Consider the following 14,001-nt stretch of genomic DNA (forward strand, 5'->3'; position numbering starts at 1 on the left):
ACTACTGATGTCGCGTTGTGTTAATTGGATCAAGTAACTTACAGGTGTACGTTCGTCCACCCATAAAGCGAAGTGTCCTGAAATTTGAGAAAATACGGGATTGCGCATGAAGCGCGTCTGATCTGGGCTGGCAAAGCTATGAATGGTGTTATCGAAGAGCCTAAAGCTTTGCTTGAAGGCCACTGGCTTGTCTTGATTGAAGATGATCCACTTCTGCAAAGTATTTTATCGGGCTTCGTGGAAGAGCTGGGCGGTCGTGTCAGCAGCTTCGAGACGGCTGATGATGCGTTGGTTTACATGCTCAGTGCAGGTGAAAAGCCCTCTCTGGTCGTCACCGATCATCTGGTGCCTGGGCAGATCAAGGGCGCCGAGCTGGCAACCATGGTTGGCGCACGCTGGCCAGGTCTTTCAGTCATTGTAACCACCGGACGTGATCTGGAGACCATTCCTGAGCTACCAGACGGCATGCTTTATCTACAGAAGCCGTGGGATTTGGTACAGATGAAAAAAGCCATTATCCAGATGCTAAAGAAAACATCTGTCAGTCTTTGAATAAAGCCTATGGCCACAGTAGGACTAATTCGCTTGTTTTGAACGCCCATTAAAGAGACCAAGCGCGCAGTCTTGCCCTTGCCTACCCTTCCTCTTTCCGAGCAAGACGAACTTCCACTACTTGTGGAAGTGACACGCTATGACAGTGCCGGTCGACATTACCTTTCCGAGCAGACCGCCATGATGAGAGACACTGCCACCCACATGTCGCCTGCTCAATAGTAAGGGTCGTCGGCAGACCACTGTGCCTGGGAAACCGCCTCTACAGTTCAGAACGGTAGCGTTTGATACCACCAGGCCACCTATCCTCACTATCCTAATAATCCGTGCGCCTGCTCTTTCCTGCCCGTTGCGAATCCCTTTCCTCTGGAGCGTGATCATGACCCAGGCAGCACCCGGTTCCGTCGACCCCCATACGTTGCGCAAAGTCATTACCGCCGCCTCGATCGGTAATTTCGTCGAGTGGTTCGACTTTGCCATCTATGGCTTTCTTGCAACGATCATTGCCGAGCAATTCTTTCCCAGCGGCGACGCGAAAGCCGCTTTGCTCAAGACCTTTGCCGTATTCGCCGTCGCCTTTGCCTTCCGGCCATTGGGCGGCATCGTTTTCGGCATGCTGGGTGATCGGATCGGCCGCAAGAAGATACTGGCCCTGACGATCCTGATGATGGCCGGTGCCACGACGTTGATAGGCCTGTTACCTACCTATGCCGCCATAGGCATGGCCGCTCCGCTAATGCTGACCGTTATCCGATGCGTCCAGGGATTCTCGGCCGGAGGCGAATACGCTGGTGCCTGCGCCTATGTCATGGAGCATGCACCACGGGAAAAACGCGCCACGTACGGAAGTTTCGTACCCGTATCGACGTTCTCGGCCTTTGCCTGTGCAGCCGTATTGGCCTACGGTCTGGATGCTACGCTTACCAAAGACGCCATGGCCAGCTGGGGCTGGCGTATACCCTTTCTTATTGCAGCGCCTCTGGGCCTCGTAGGTCTATATTTGAGGTTGCGGCTAGGCGAGACCCCGGCGTTCCAGTCTGTCGAGGCTCAACACGCAGTAGCACATGCGCCACTGCGTGAAACGCTCAAGTCCAATGGCGGAGCTATCTGTCGGCTGGGCGCGTTTATTTCCGTAACGGCCCTGTCCTTCTACATGTTCACAACCTACTTTGCGACTTACCTGCAGGTAGCCGGTGGGCTTGATCGCGCCTCCGCCCTTCTGGTTACCGTCATTGCCCTGGTTTTTGCAGCCATGCTATGCCCATTCGCAGGTCTCTTTTCAGACAGGGTTGGGCGCAAGGCTACCGTATTTACAACCTGTACCTTACTGATCGTTGTGGTCTATCCGTCGTTCTGGATGGCCAGCTCAGGCAACCTGCTGCTGTCGGTTCTGGGCGTACTGCTATTGGCCGTCGGAGCGGTACTGTCCGGTGTCGTCACCGCTGCACTGCTGTCAGAAGTCTTCCCCACCCGGACGCGTTACACCGCCTCAGCCATTACCTACAACATGGCTTATACCGTTTTCGGCGGTACTGCGCCTCTCATGGCAACCTATTTGATTGCACAGAGCGGTAGCAACCTGGCACCAGCGTTCTATCTCATCGCGATATCCGTAATGGCGTTGATCGGAGGTCTGCTGCTACCCGAGACGTCAAAGGTTGAACTGAGCGAGGTAACCGGGCGTGTGCCCGCTGCGGAGACGGCTTCCTTGACCAGCATAACCACCTGAGACGCTTTCAGCGTCAGGCGGCAAACCTGTCCATCGCCTGAACGTTTGTCAGCCTTTGTAACGACTAGGGAACAGGACGTCTCGCAGTGGAGTCCCCTTTAGATACCGATTGGTTCTATATGGAGATAACACACGATGAAAGCCCTGCATGAACCACTAATGGCCACACGCAAGTCCCAGCAGTCACTCAATGAGCCTAATGTACAGGGAACCGAGCGCACCCTTTCCCTTGTAGGTGGTGGCTTACTCCTGGCAGGCGGCCTGCGCCATGGCGGTCTTCTGGGGCTGGCACAAATGGCCTTGGGCGCACTGGTAACAGCCCGTGGCGTCACTGGTCGTTGCAAGGCCAAGGCAGCGCTTACGCCTACGCCATACGAATCGCTTCTGCAGGAAGAGTACGGCTGGACCAATGCCGAAGCGATTTCCCGCACGATTACTATTGGCAAACCGCGTGCCGAGGTCTACGACTTTGTACGCAGCATTGAAAATCTCCCCTTGTTCCTGCGTCGCCTCGAACGCGTCCAGCAGATGGACGCCACTCACTATCGCTGGGTTGCGGTAGGCCCACAGAATCGGACAGTAGAGTGGAATGCGTTCCTGGAGGAAGAGATTGCGCAGGAACGTATCGTCTGGAGCACCGAATCCACGGCATACCTTCAGCATAAAGCCACCCTCACCTTCAGAGATGCCCCTAACGGCATGGGAACGGAGTTACAGGTCGTTCTGGCGTGCGAACCGCCAGCCGGCCGGGTAGGTTACGCCGCAGCCAGTCTGATCAGCCAATTCTCGGGACGTGAGCTTAATCTTGATTTGCGTCGCCTGAAGCAGCTCCTGGAGACCGGCGAGATTACCAACAGCCTCATGAGAACAGGCGCTGTCGAACGGGTCCCGGTGGATGAAGTGTCAGCAACCGTACCGTTGGAAGGCGAAGTGATCAGCGAGCCGCGCACTATCGCGTCACATACCGATGAGACTCGTCAGGGAGGGGCTTACTGATGCGCGCGCTCACCTGGCAAGCCCCTAACGTTCTTCAAGTAGAAACCGTACCGGACCCGGAAATCGTTAATCCACGCGATGTCATTCTTCGCGTCACCATGTCATCGGTATGCGGCTCCGACCTTCACCTGCTGGGCGGTTACGTGCCGGCCATGAAGCCGGGAGACATTATCGGCCATGAATTCATGGGTGAGGTAGTTGAAGTTGGCTCCGGCATTAGCCAATTCAAGAAGGGTGATCGCGTTGTTACCATTTCCATCATAGGGTGCGGCAACTGCGAACACTGTCAGCGTAGCGATTTTTCCTGCTGCGACAACTCCAACCCGAACCCGGAAACGACAGATCTGGCCTACGGCCAACCGTGCTGCGGCATTATTGGTTACAGCCATGCCTTTGGCGGATATGCCGGAAGCCATGCGACGTATATCCGGGTGCCCTTTGCCGACGTCAACCTGTTCAAGGTGCCCGACGGCGTTACCAATGAGCAGGCAGTCTTTGTGTCGGACGCTGCGCCGACTGGCTATTTTGCCGCCGATAATGCCGATATCCAGCGGGGCGATACTGTCGCCGTCTGGGGCTGTGGCGGTGTTGGCCAGATGGCTATTCGCATCGCCTACCTGATGGGTGCCGAGCGGGTGATTGCTATCGACCGCTTCGCCTCTCGCCTTGAACTGGCCGAGAAAAAAGCCGGGGCGATTACCATCAATTACGAAACCACGAATGTCCACGAAGCCTTGCTGGAGCTGACTGGTGGGCGCGGGCCAGACCGCTGCATCGACTGCGTCGGCATGGAAGCACACGGCACCGAGCTGGATTATGTATACGACAAGACTAAACAACTGATGCACCTGCACACTGAGCGCGGTACTGTGCTTCGTCAGGCCATTCGGGCCTGTCGCAAAGGCGGGACGGTATCCGTGGTGGGCGTTTACGGCGGCCTCCTGGACAAATTCCCCATGGGCGCCATCGTCAACAAAGCCCTTACGGTTCGTTCCGGCCAGCAGCCAGGCCAGCGGTATGCCAATAAGCTGTTCGAGCACATTCAGAAAGGCGAGCTGGATCCGTCCTACCTGCTGACGCACCCGATGAGTCTGGAAGATTCACCGCGCGGTTATGCCATGTTCAAGGAAAAGACCGAGGACTGCATGCGCGCGGTATTCATGCCGTAAATGGGAGTTGTGCATGGACGATGAGAAGGATCACCCACCTCCAGAACCCACCAAGCTGACCCAGTCCAAAGAGCGCTGGGTCAGTGAGGGGCGCTATCTGACAGGCCGTATTTCACGGCCTGAAGAGGAGCGTTTACCGCCCGGTCAACATTTGGTCAAGAACTGGCCCATACTGGATCTGGGCGTCAGGCCCACCGTTACTCGGGAACGTTGGCAGCTAAACGTGATCGGCGCAGTGAAAAACCCGCAGAACTGGAACTGGGACGCCTTTATGGCGCAACCCCAGTCTCGATTAGTCAGCGATATTCACTGTGTAACCAGCTGGTCTCGCTACGACAATCAATGGCAGGGTGTAACCACGCAGGACCTGCTGGATCGTGTACAGCCGCACCCAGACGCGCGTTTTGTACTGCTCTACTCCAACGACGGGTATACCACCAACCTGACGCTGGAGGATTTCGCAGCTCAGGGCGCCCTGCTTGCCCACTCCTGGGAAGGTAATCCCCTCTCAACCGAGCACGGCGGGCCGGTACGCCTGATCGTACCCCACCTGTACTTCTGGAAAAGTGCCAAGTGGATCAGGCGAATCCAGTTTCGGGTCAGCGATGTGCCCGGCTATTGGGAAGAGCGCGGGTATCACAATCGTGGTGATCCCTGGCAGGAAGAACGTTATTCCGACGATGAGTGATGCCTTCAGGCATCACTCACTCTTGTTTTCATCAAGGGAAGTTGGCCTGTAATGCCCTTTCCAAATCGTCAGGCTTGAACGGCTTGGCCAGAACCGGCCGATTTTTCCACTCTTCCGGCAACCCGTAGGCCCCATAACCAGTAGAGAACATAAAGGGGATGTCGCGCGCGGCCAGCTGCTCGGCAATCGGAAAAATTTCACGCCCACCTACATTCACATCCAGAATGGCCAGATCGAAGGTTTCTGAGCTGGCCAGCCGCATGCCTTCATCAAAATCAGCCGCGCTACCTGCCACGTCGTAGCCAAGCTCATCCAGGATATCTTCAAGCAGCATGGCGATCAGTGTTTCGTCTTCGACAAGCAGGACACGTTTACGGGTAGTGGTCAAACGAAGCTTCCTTTGGGCCTGACCTGCAGGCACAACAGCGGGATGGATAAGTGACATTCGAGGCCTTGCGGTACGAATGTGGTTACGACGCGCCCTTTCAGTTCACGCGTAATGCTGCGATCGATCAGGCGAGAGCCAAAGCCTTTGGTCTGAGGAGTCTCGACAGTGGGACCGTCGCGCTCCAGCCAGCTGAGTTCCAGGCAATCATGCCCCGTATGCTCATCTTTACCGACATACCACTCCAGCTGCAAGCGCCCTTCCGGGACGGAGAGTGCACCGTATTTTGCGGCATTGGTGATAAGTTCATGAAAGACCATGGCCAAGGCCAGTGCTTCTCGGGGCTCAAGCGCATAATCACTGCCAAAAAGCGCAATGCGGTCAGACTTTTCCTGCTCAGTATAAGGCGCAATCTCCTGCTCGATTACCGCTCGGAGTTGAGCCCCTTGCCATTGCCCATGGGTCAGCAGGTCGTGGGCCTTGCTCAAAGCCAGCAAACGGGCATCGAATGTTTCGCGGGATCGAGACTCGGCATTTGCGCTACGCAGGCTATAGGTTGCAATGGACTGCACCGTCATCAGCGTGTTTTTCACCCGGTGGTTCAACTCATTGATAAGCTCGCGCTGCTGAGCCTCCGCCTTCTTGTGCCGGCTGATATCCACACACATATTGACGGCGCCGGTGATTTCACCTTGCGCGTTACGCAAGGGGGACGGGTACGCAGCGAATGGAACACGCGAGCCATCCTGCCGCAGAATAAAGCCTTCTCCACCTTGTATGGCCTTACCATCGCTAAGTACTTCAGCCATAAAGCATTCATCATGGTTCAGCTCACGACCATCCGGCCACTGCATCTTCCAAGAGCCGCACCACTGGGCCTTACCCAATCGGGGACGATACCCCCAAAGCTCCACTGCGGCTTCGTTGTAAAAGGTCAGGTAACCCTTCGCGTCGGTGGTGTAAACGGCCACGGCAAGCCCATCGAGCAGCTCACTCAAATGCCGCTCGCTTTCGCGCACGGCTTGCTCGTCTTTTATCCGCTGGGTGATGTTATGGGTCACGGCCAGATGAACTCTACGACCATCCGGCAGGCGCAGCGGAACCGCATGGGTTTCCATGTTTACCCGGGAGCCAGCCAAGCCAATGATGTCGTAGGTCCAGCTGAGCTGCTCACCGTTGCACACGCGCAGGTGATTCGCGATCCATATCTCCCGATGCTCGGGCACGATGAGATCGAATACGCAAGACCCCTGTACCGCTTCAAGGCAGTCGGCCTCAATCATGGCAAGGCCGGCCCCGTTCATCTGCATCAGCGAGCCGTCTTCGGTTACGATCTTGATGCACTCGGGCGTTGCATCAACGATAGCCTGTAGAAAAGCCTGACTTTCCTGCAGTCTTCGCTCGCTTTCCTTGCGCTCGGTGATGTCCTGAAAACAATTGATGGCGCCCTGGATCTGTCCGACCGCATCGAAAATCGGCGAGATGTTAACCAGCACCCAACGCTCCTGCCCCGTCAAGTTCTGGACTCGCAGCTCATGATCGCGCACCGGAGTGCCGGAGCGCAGCACACTGGCCATGGGTGACTCTTCTGGTCGCATCACGCGCCCGTCGGCATGGAAAACCCGGTCGATTCCAATGTAATAGGTTTCACCAGGAACGAGCTCCCGTCCCCACAATTCTGCCGCCTTGCGGTTGTAGCGAACAATGGCTCCCGTCGCGTCACACACAAACGCAGCGGCAGGCAGAAGCTCGAATACCATGTCGTTCAAGATATCTGACGATAGCGGTGGCATTGAAGCAGGATCAGGGGAAGAGACTTCCAGCGTGCAGTTCATAATCCAGGAGGTGCTCAACAAGCCGGCCATAAAAGGTCGGTATTTTACAGTTTTGTGCCTTAAGCGCGTCATGCCCGTCTCGACAAACGGTCATTAACCGATCAAAGGATTATCGCCTCGTCGGAACAAGCGAACCGATTTGCCCTTCCCTGCTTCAAACATGGCGTATTGATGTTGAGGCCGTTATGCAAGCTAAGCAATTTTCCCTGGCAGACTGGCACCGCATTCTCATCGGCGAAACACCTTGGACGTTCCTGATAGAAGTGGTTATCCGGGCTGGGCTAACCTATGTTCTGATCATGATGGCCATGCGGCTCCTCGGGCGGCGCGTGGCTTCCCAATATACGCTCTTCGAACTCTCCGTGGTCGTTACCCTGGCCGGTGCAATTGGTGTACCGCTGCAAGCGCAGGAGCGCGGCATGTTGCCGCCTCTGATCATCATGGCAGGCGTCATCATCTTTCAGCGAGTAACTGCGCGTCTGACCATGCGCCATCCCAAGGTAAACCATGCCGTCTCGGGCAGTGTGATGACTGCCATCACCAATGGGCGACTGGAACTGGAGGTCTTGCGAAAGACTGTCCTGTCTCGGGAAAAAATCTTTGCACTACTGCGCATGCGCAACATTCAGCACTTGGGCCAGCTCAGCCGCGTCTATATCGAGCCTTCCGGCTCCATTTCCATTGTACTGACTGACCAGCCCTGCCCTGGGCTTTCTATTATTCCGGAGATCGACACCGAGTTGCGGGAAGCAGTAGCCAGCCGGGACCATTTTTCCTGTACGAGCTGCGGGTACACACTCAAGACTCAGCAAGAACCGCAATGTGCCTGCGAATACTGCAAGGCTGAGCGCTGGATGCCAGCCGCTGTAGAGCTGGAGGACTGAATGCTGAACGTTACATCCTGGGATTGGCACCGTATTTTGCTGGGCGAAACACAGTGGCCTTTCATGATCGAGGTGGTGCTGCGTACCGGCGTGATCTACCTGCTTCTGCTCATGATGATGCGCATGATGGGCCGCCGTGTCGCCGCTCAGCTCAGCATCTCGGAACTGGCCGTCATGATTACGCTGGGTGCGGCGATTGGTGTGCCCCTGCAGACACCGGAAAAAGGCATCCTGCCTGCTGCTGTCCTCTTGCTGACGGCTCTGGTCTTTCAGCGAGGCCTGTCGTTTCTGTCGTTCAAGAGACGCTCGGTAGAAGTGGCGACCCAGGGGGACTCAACCATTCTCGTCAAAGATGGCCGTCTGGTCATCGACAACATGGTCAAGGCCCGCCTCTCACCCGAGCGTATTCACTCCGAACTGCGCGCGCAGAACATCCAGCATCTGGGCGAGGTTCGGCGTGTCTACCTGGAGTCATCCGGCCACTTCAGCCTGATCAAATACCGTACGCCGCACTATGGACTCTGGCTGCTGCCAACGCCAGACGATGAGATGAGTGAGCGTATCCAGGTCAATAGCCACTATGCCTGCTCACGATGCGGTCACGTAACGGAGTGCAACCCTGCGCCTGAAGATCAGGAGTGCGACTGCTGCGGCAACAAGGAATGGCTACCCGCTGTGAGGCGTCTAGGGGTAAAGATGCAGGAGAAAGAAGACAATCAGAAAGCGTCGGAGTAACCCTACCGCACGCCAGACAATAGCAATTGTAGAGAACTTCAAACGTGCGCAGCCTTCTATTTCTCATAGGTGGTCGACAGCCCTACTGGGTGTGATCTTAACCATACGCAACAGGGCCTCCCCATCATGAAAGATTATGAGCAGATATTTGACCAACCTGAATCCATTACAGGTACCAGCGCAGCCGATGAGCTGGATTGCGTTATTGTGGGCGCAGGGCCAGCGGGCCTTACAGCTGCCATCTACCTGGCACGCTTTCACCGCAAGACGCTGATCGTCGACGACGGTGCCAGTCGTGCCGCCTTGATTCCCCTCTCTCATAACTATCCCGGTTTTCCACCCGGCATTTCGGGCAAAGGTCTGCTGGAGCGTTTGCGGGAGCAGGCAACGACCTATGGTGCTCGTTTTGAAAATGCCCGAGTCGATGACATCCAGCAGCGCCCGGAAGGTTTCGAAGTGTTCTTCAATGGCCAGAGCGTGTTGACCCGTCGTGTATTGCTGGCCACCGGTATACAGGATGAATTGCCCGATATGCCTAGTGTGTACGAGGCCATTGCAGCATCTTCCGTGCGCCTGTGCTCGATCTGTGATGGCTACGAGATCAATGGTGATAATGTGGCGGTGTATGGCGAGGCAGAATGCGCCATCTCACACGCTGTATTCCTGCGCACGTTTACGAATCGGGTGACCGTTGTCATACACGGAGAGCCAAAGGCCTGTGAGGAAGCGTTTGCTCTGGCCGAACATTATGACATTCGCCTGATCAGTGATCGCGTTGAAGGCATCCGCCTGCTGGAAGACCAGCAGGTAGAACTCAGGACCTGCAAGGGCGAGATTCATCGGTTCGACATCGTTTACCCGTCTTTAGGTTCTAGAGTCCGTTCCGAGCTGGCCATACGCCTGGGCGCCGAAGCCGACGATACGGGAGCATTAATTGTTGATGAACACCTGCGTACTTCCATTCCAGGCCTGTATGCGGCAGGCGATGTCGTCAAATCACTCAAGCAGATCAGCGTAGCGACCGGCCACGCCGCACTCTGCTCGACGGCCATTCACAACAGTCTTGAGACCAATCCCTGGACAGCGCGGAACGCGGCCCCGACACAGTAAGCATGCAACAAAAAGGGCCAGCCGTATGGTTGGCCCTCGATACAACAGGATACTTACTTCTTGGCAGTTTCACCGGCTTCGGAGCGCGCCATGAACGCCATGGTGACTTCCGGAAGATGCTCTCTCACCCACTCGGCCATGGCAATTTCCTGTGGCAGGATTTGCTCACATACCCGCTTGGTTTCCAGATCGCCAGCCGCTTCGGCGGCAGAGATCAGCACGGTGTACATGGCGATCTCGACGTTCTCAAAGACATAACTGGCCATGGACCCCTTGACCACTTCGTCAGTCATGAACATGCCGCCCATTGCCTGGCCCATGGCCATGAACTTACCGGTAAAGTCCTTCATGGTAGAGGGGCTGGTACCCAGACGAGTCAGGCAGCCTTCGATCAACTGAAGCTGGGACTGGGTTTCTTCGATGTGCTGCTGAATACGGGCGGAGAGCTTAGGATAATTCTCAAGACGTTCCAGCTGGCCCTTCAGCATTTTGTCTGCCTGCTGTTCCATACCATGGGCATCTTTGAGCCAGTCGATCAAATGTTCTTGACGAGTAGTCATGTCTCTTCACCTTTTGGTCAGGGTAGAAGTTAGTTAAGCGAAGCGAACTTTCCAACTTAAGCGGCTAAATCCGAAATACATAAGCGGCTGTTATTACTTAAAGTTTTACAACTCTTGTATTAAGTAATGCACAACGCCTTAGTTTCTTCGCTATCCACTTCTGTTTAGTCAACTGCCCTTCTCACAAAGTTCTCGCCAACCATCGCATTACGACCGGCTGAAAAATACATACCCACAGACATAATACCTTCAAATCCCATTCTAGAGCGCTCTGTTAGCAATGAAGCGCCATATGTCTATAGCGAGACGACTTGAATTTATACAAGATTTATACAACAGCCTAGTCGACTCTTTAGTCATAAGTGGACTAATCAGATCTAAAAATAAAGTTTCCTCAAAGTACATTCCACTGGTCAGTTATTTTGTGGCAAGAGGAATGCTATGACGCCTCAAGAGTCCATCCTCAGGTGCCACTATTGTGTGCAACCGTGACTATTACTGACGAGGCGATAAAGGGAATTAACCCTCTCCCGAAGCGATTAAACCTGGGGGACAAGATGGATACATTTGCTGGACTTCTGGATATGAAAGGCACGCCGCTGGATAAGCAGCGGTTTACCTGGCGTGAAATGGCCACTCGACCGATCAGCAAACTGGATGATGATGCTACGACTCGCATCCGCATCATTCTCATGAATGGCATTGAAACCGAGGCCCTTCGACTCAAGCATATCGGCGCGCGATTCCACAAGGAGCTGCAACCTCATCTGGCCCATATCCGCCGCGTAGAGCACCATCAGGCTACCGCCATCAACTGGCTGATCTCCGGTGACCACTCCCCGCTGGAAACGACCATTGCCTACGAGCAGGTGGCTATTGAAGTTACGGCGGCAGTCGCCCAGAACGAGCCTGACCCCTACCAGGCACAGTCATACCGCTTCGGACTTCTGGAAGACTTCGATCACCTGTATCGCTACTCGGCCATGTATGACCGACTGGAGGGCAAAGATCCGAACAATATTCTGCAAGGGTACACGGACATCATTCCGGGGCGTCCGACCAGCCAGCACCACCGGAACCCCAGTGACGATTTACGCGACAGCTATGACAAAACTACCGCGCAGCTGATCACTAAGATCCATGCGGCGATGATTACCAGCTCGGAATACCAGACTCACGATTATTACATGAATATCGGCAACACGTTTGCCGATCCGGTTGCACGCGCGCTGTATGCGGAAATCGCTTCGGTTGAAGAGCAGCATGTGACCCAATATGAGTCCCTAATGGATGCCAGCGAAACCTTCATGGAAAAGTGGCTGGTTCATGAGGCGATGGAAGTGTATGCCTACGCGAGCTGTGCCGAACAGGAAGAGAACCCGCGCATCAAGGCCCTGTGGGAGCGCTTCCTGGATTACGAACTGGGCCACCTGGAATTTGCCTGTGACCTGTTCAAGAAATACGAGCGTCGCGATCCGGCTGAAGTGCTGGTTGGTGAGCTGCCCAAAATGCGCCCCTTGAAGCGCAACCGCGATTTTGTACGCGAGACCCTTTCGAAAGAAATCGACCTGCGCGCCCACGGCATCCATTACGTACCAAAAGAGCAGGAAGACAGGGCTTCTCAGGATTACCGCAACCACCTGAACTCAGAAGGTATCCCTTCGGATATGGCCTCGGCAGGTTATATCTGGACACCCGGTACCGAACTCTTCCGTAAACCTTGAGGACTCGCCATGACTACTTCTGCACCCATGGGGTTGAATCGCACCGGCGCACAAATGTCCCCCGAGGACACCAAAAGACAAATTGAGGCCACTGAGCAGTTCCGTCACGATATCCCCCCAGGCGATGCCTCGCGCATTACTGAGGAGCGCGTCAAGTTCATTCGTGAGCATGAAGCTATTGATGAGCAGGTCGGCTCCGTTCCTCCACCTGGCTCGGTGAAAGGCGTACTGAAAACCGGCCTGGACAAAATGATGGGTAAAAACCCTGAATTGCTTCTCGACAAGCTGGGCGAGCGCCTGGCCTACGAGCGCACCGGGGTTCGTCTGTATGAAGCCTTCATTGCCAAGGTCGCCGCAGCACCCGATGCCCGCCCGGAGCTTCTGGAAACGCTCAGGACTATCCAGCAGCAGGAAGCCGAGCACATGCAGCTGCTACGGGAGTCCATCGAAACACTGGGTGCGGACCCTACTGCCATGACGCCCTGCGCCCATGTCTCTGGCACCATGGCTCAAGGAATTATCCAGGTACTGACAGACCCCAGAACCAACATGGCGCAATGCCTCAATGCCATGCTGACCATCGAGCTGACAGACAATGCTGCATGGGAGTTGCTGATCGAGCTGGCTCGCCAGGCGAACCATCCCAATATTGCTTCCAGCTTCGAAGTGCCCATGCGCCATGAGGAAGAGCACCTCATCAAGATCAAGACGATGTTGCGTGACGAACTCAAGGCCCAGCTCAGCTGATTGGGTATTGCCTTGGCAAAAGGCCCGCATGATGCGGGCCTTTTGTTTGGTCTCAGGAATACGGCGTGACAGGTAGGGCTCGCTTGTGATGCGAACCGCTGTAGTATTTGAAAATAACCTGATAGGCATGGTCACTGACCTTCTTGCCTTCAAGGAAATCATCGATTTCGGCGTAGCTAATGCCAAACGCCTCTTCGTCCGGCTTACCGGGCGACAGTGATTCCAGATCCGCCGTGGGCACCTTGTGCACAAGATTGTCAGGCGCACCCAGGTATTCGCAAATCATGCGTACACGGCGCTTGTTCAACCCATGCAGCGGAGTCAGGTCGCAGGCACCGTCGCCAAACTTCGTGTAGAACCCCATCAGTGCTTCAGCACCATGGTCAGTCCCGATGACCAGCCCCTTGCGGGCCCCCGCCACCGCATACTGGGCAATCATACGCTGACGCGCCTTGACATTGCCCATGACGAAATCCTGCTGCCCTTCATCACGAAAGGCCAGTTTGCTGTCCTGCAAGCCCTGCAGCATCCCGTCGGTAGCCGGCTTGATATTCACGGTCAGCACTTCGTCCGCCTGAATGAAGCCCAATGCGCGCTGGGCATCCTCTTCATCCTTCTGCACACCATAGGGCAGCCGCATGGCAATGAAGCGGGCGTTGTGACCTTCACTACGAGCCTGCTCGACGGCCAACTGGGCGAGACGACCTGCAGTCGAGGAATCTACCCCTCCGCTGATACCCAGCACATACGCCTCCATGCCGGTCTTGATCAGGTAGTCCTTGAGAAATTTGGTACGCAGCTCGGCCTCACGCTGGGCATCGAATTCGGTGGGTATTTCGAGTGCCTTGATAATGTCACGCTGAATGGATTCGTAATCGTCTGACATG

At 55.4% G+C, this 14,001-nt stretch carries 14 protein-coding genes; 10 read left to right on the plus strand and 4 right to left on the minus strand.

Annotated features, from left to right (window positions below; translation table 11 throughout):
- Positions 1 to 138 precede the first annotated feature (138 nt).
- The 5 genes from B3729_RS18445 to B3729_RS18465 all read left to right on the plus strand — a co-directional run bounded on the left by B3729_RS18445 (position 139) and on the right by B3729_RS18465 (position 5,134).
- On the plus strand, positions 139 to 552 hold the full coding sequence (locus B3729_RS18445; protein ID WP_150347523.1) for a response regulator: 414 nt from the start codon (positions 139 to 141) through the stop codon (positions 550 to 552).
- Positions 553 to 931: 379 nt separating this feature from the next.
- Entirely contained in the window at positions 932 to 2,281 is a 1,350-nt protein-coding gene (locus B3729_RS18450) for an MFS transporter (RefSeq protein WP_286788646.1), read from the plus strand.
- 135 nt (positions 2,282 to 2,416) lie between these two features.
- Positions 2,417 to 3,277 carry an SRPBCC family protein gene (locus tag B3729_RS18455; protein ID WP_286788647.1) on the plus strand — a complete coding sequence of 287 codons (861 nt, stop codon included), beginning with the start codon at positions 2,417 to 2,419 and terminating at the stop codon, positions 3,275 to 3,277.
- Positions 3,277 to 4,446: a zinc-dependent alcohol dehydrogenase gene (locus tag B3729_RS18460; RefSeq protein WP_010798103.1), complete on the plus strand. Its 1,170-nt coding sequence runs from the start codon at positions 3,277 to 3,279 to the stop codon at positions 4,444 to 4,446. Before B3729_RS18455 ends, B3729_RS18460 begins: the two co-directional genes overlap by 1 nt.
- A gap of 13 nt (positions 4,447 to 4,459) precedes the next feature.
- Positions 4,460 to 5,134 (plus strand): sulfite oxidase-like oxidoreductase, encoded by a 675-nt coding sequence (locus B3729_RS18465; protein WP_125889015.1) that lies wholly within the window; start codon positions 4,460 to 4,462, stop codon positions 5,132 to 5,134.
- A 31-nt stretch (positions 5,135 to 5,165) separates the two neighbouring features.
- Here the strand turns inward: B3729_RS18465 and B3729_RS18470 are convergent, their stop codons facing one another.
- Together B3729_RS18470 and B3729_RS18475 are read right to left on the minus strand one after the other, a co-directional pair.
- On the minus strand, positions 5,166 to 5,522 hold the full coding sequence (locus B3729_RS18470; RefSeq protein ID WP_019365010.1) for a response regulator: 357 nt from the start codon (positions 5,520 to 5,522) through the stop codon (positions 5,166 to 5,168).
- Positions 5,519 to 7,384 carry a PAS domain S-box protein gene (locus tag B3729_RS18475; protein ID WP_286788648.1) on the minus strand — a complete coding sequence of 622 codons (1,866 nt, stop codon included), beginning with the start codon at positions 7,382 to 7,384 and terminating at the stop codon, positions 5,519 to 5,521. The genes B3729_RS18470 and B3729_RS18475 overlap by 4 nt, the downstream gene beginning before the upstream one ends.
- Before the next feature lie 155 nt (positions 7,385 to 7,539).
- Here B3729_RS18475 and B3729_RS18480 point away from each other — a divergent pair, with 155 nt between their 5' ends.
- The 3 genes from B3729_RS18480 to B3729_RS18490 all read left to right on the plus strand — a co-directional run bounded on the left by B3729_RS18480 (position 7,540) and on the right by B3729_RS18490 (position 10,083).
- Positions 7,540 to 8,238, plus strand: coding sequence for a DUF421 domain-containing protein (locus B3729_RS18480; RefSeq protein ID WP_233432144.1), 699 nt, complete (start codon positions 7,540 to 7,542; stop codon positions 8,236 to 8,238).
- Complete coding sequence (locus B3729_RS18485) at positions 8,239 to 8,973, plus strand: DUF421 domain-containing protein (protein ID WP_286788649.1); 735 nt, start codon at positions 8,239 to 8,241, stop codon at positions 8,971 to 8,973.
- Between the two features lie 126 nt (positions 8,974 to 9,099).
- Complete coding sequence (locus tag B3729_RS18490; protein WP_233432143.1) at positions 9,100 to 10,083, plus strand: NAD(P)/FAD-dependent oxidoreductase; 984 nt, start codon at positions 9,100 to 9,102, stop codon at positions 10,081 to 10,083.
- 53 nt (positions 10,084 to 10,136) lie between these two features.
- Here the strand turns inward: B3729_RS18490 and B3729_RS18495 are convergent, their stop codons facing one another.
- Entirely contained in the window at positions 10,137 to 10,643 is a 507-nt protein-coding gene (locus tag B3729_RS18495) for a ferritin-like domain-containing protein (RefSeq protein WP_010798096.1), read from the minus strand.
- A gap of 557 nt (positions 10,644 to 11,200) precedes the next feature.
- Here B3729_RS18495 and B3729_RS18500 point away from each other — a divergent pair.
- Both B3729_RS18500 and B3729_RS18505 read left to right on the plus strand, forming a co-directional pair.
- Positions 11,201 to 12,367, plus strand: a complete 1,167-nt coding sequence (locus B3729_RS18500) for a hypothetical protein (protein WP_197870323.1) — start codon at positions 11,201 to 11,203, stop codon at positions 12,365 to 12,367.
- Between the two features lie 9 nt (positions 12,368 to 12,376).
- The gene (locus tag B3729_RS18505) at positions 12,377 to 13,114 is read left to right on the plus strand and encodes a ferritin-like domain-containing protein (protein WP_286788650.1); all 738 of its coding nucleotides are present in this window, start codon (positions 12,377 to 12,379) and stop codon (positions 13,112 to 13,114) included.
- A gap of 52 nt (positions 13,115 to 13,166) precedes the next feature.
- Here B3729_RS18505 and nadE read toward each other — a convergent pair whose 3' ends face one another.
- On the minus strand, positions 13,167 to 14,000 hold the full coding sequence (nadE, locus tag B3729_RS18510) for an ammonia-dependent NAD(+) synthetase (RefSeq protein WP_286788651.1): 834 nt from the start codon (positions 13,998 to 14,000) through the stop codon (positions 13,167 to 13,169).
- Position 14,001 lies beyond the last annotated feature (1 nt).

Origin of the sequence: Pseudomonas sp. UBA3149 (genome assembly GCF_002364655.1) — a bacterium.
Lineage (GTDB): Bacteria > Pseudomonadota > Gammaproteobacteria > Pseudomonadales > Pseudomonadaceae > Chryseomonas > Chryseomonas luteola.

Excerpts from the sequence above, each read along its gene's own strand:
- B3729_RS18445 (WP_150347523.1), top strand. The coding sequence starts at position 139 with ATGAATGGTGTTATCGAAGAGCCTAAAGCTTTGCTTGAAGGCCACTGG.
- B3729_RS18450 (WP_286788646.1), top strand. The coding sequence starts at position 932 with ATGACCCAGGCAGCACCCGGTTCCGTCGACCCCCATACGTTGCGCAAA.
- B3729_RS18455 (WP_286788647.1), top strand. The coding sequence starts at position 2,417 with ATGAAAGCCCTGCATGAACCACTAATGGCCACACGCAAGTCCCAGCAG.
- B3729_RS18460 (WP_010798103.1), top strand. The coding sequence starts at position 3,277 with ATGCGCGCGCTCACCTGGCAAGCCCCTAACGTTCTTCAAGTAGAAACC.
- B3729_RS18465 (WP_125889015.1), top strand. The coding sequence starts at position 4,460 with ATGGACGATGAGAAGGATCACCCACCTCCAGAACCCACCAAGCTGACC.
- B3729_RS18475 (WP_286788648.1), bottom strand. The coding sequence starts at position 7,384 with ATGGCCGGCTTGTTGAGCACCTCCTGGATTATGAACTGCACGCTGGAA.
- B3729_RS18480 (WP_233432144.1), top strand. The coding sequence starts at position 7,540 with ATGCAAGCTAAGCAATTTTCCCTGGCAGACTGGCACCGCATTCTCATC.
- B3729_RS18485 (WP_286788649.1), top strand. The coding sequence starts at position 8,239 with ATGCTGAACGTTACATCCTGGGATTGGCACCGTATTTTGCTGGGCGAA.
- B3729_RS18490 (WP_233432143.1), top strand. The coding sequence starts at position 9,100 with ATGAAAGATTATGAGCAGATATTTGACCAACCTGAATCCATTACAGGT.
- B3729_RS18495 (WP_010798096.1), bottom strand. The coding sequence starts at position 10,643 with ATGACTACTCGTCAAGAACATTTGATCGACTGGCTCAAAGATGCCCAT.
- B3729_RS18500 (WP_197870323.1), top strand. The coding sequence starts at position 11,201 with ATGGATACATTTGCTGGACTTCTGGATATGAAAGGCACGCCGCTGGAT.
- B3729_RS18505 (WP_286788650.1), top strand. The coding sequence starts at position 12,377 with ATGACTACTTCTGCACCCATGGGGTTGAATCGCACCGGCGCACAAATG.
- nadE (WP_286788651.1), bottom strand. The coding sequence starts at position 14,000 with ATGTCAGACGATTACGAATCCATTCAGCGTGACATTATCAAGGCACTC.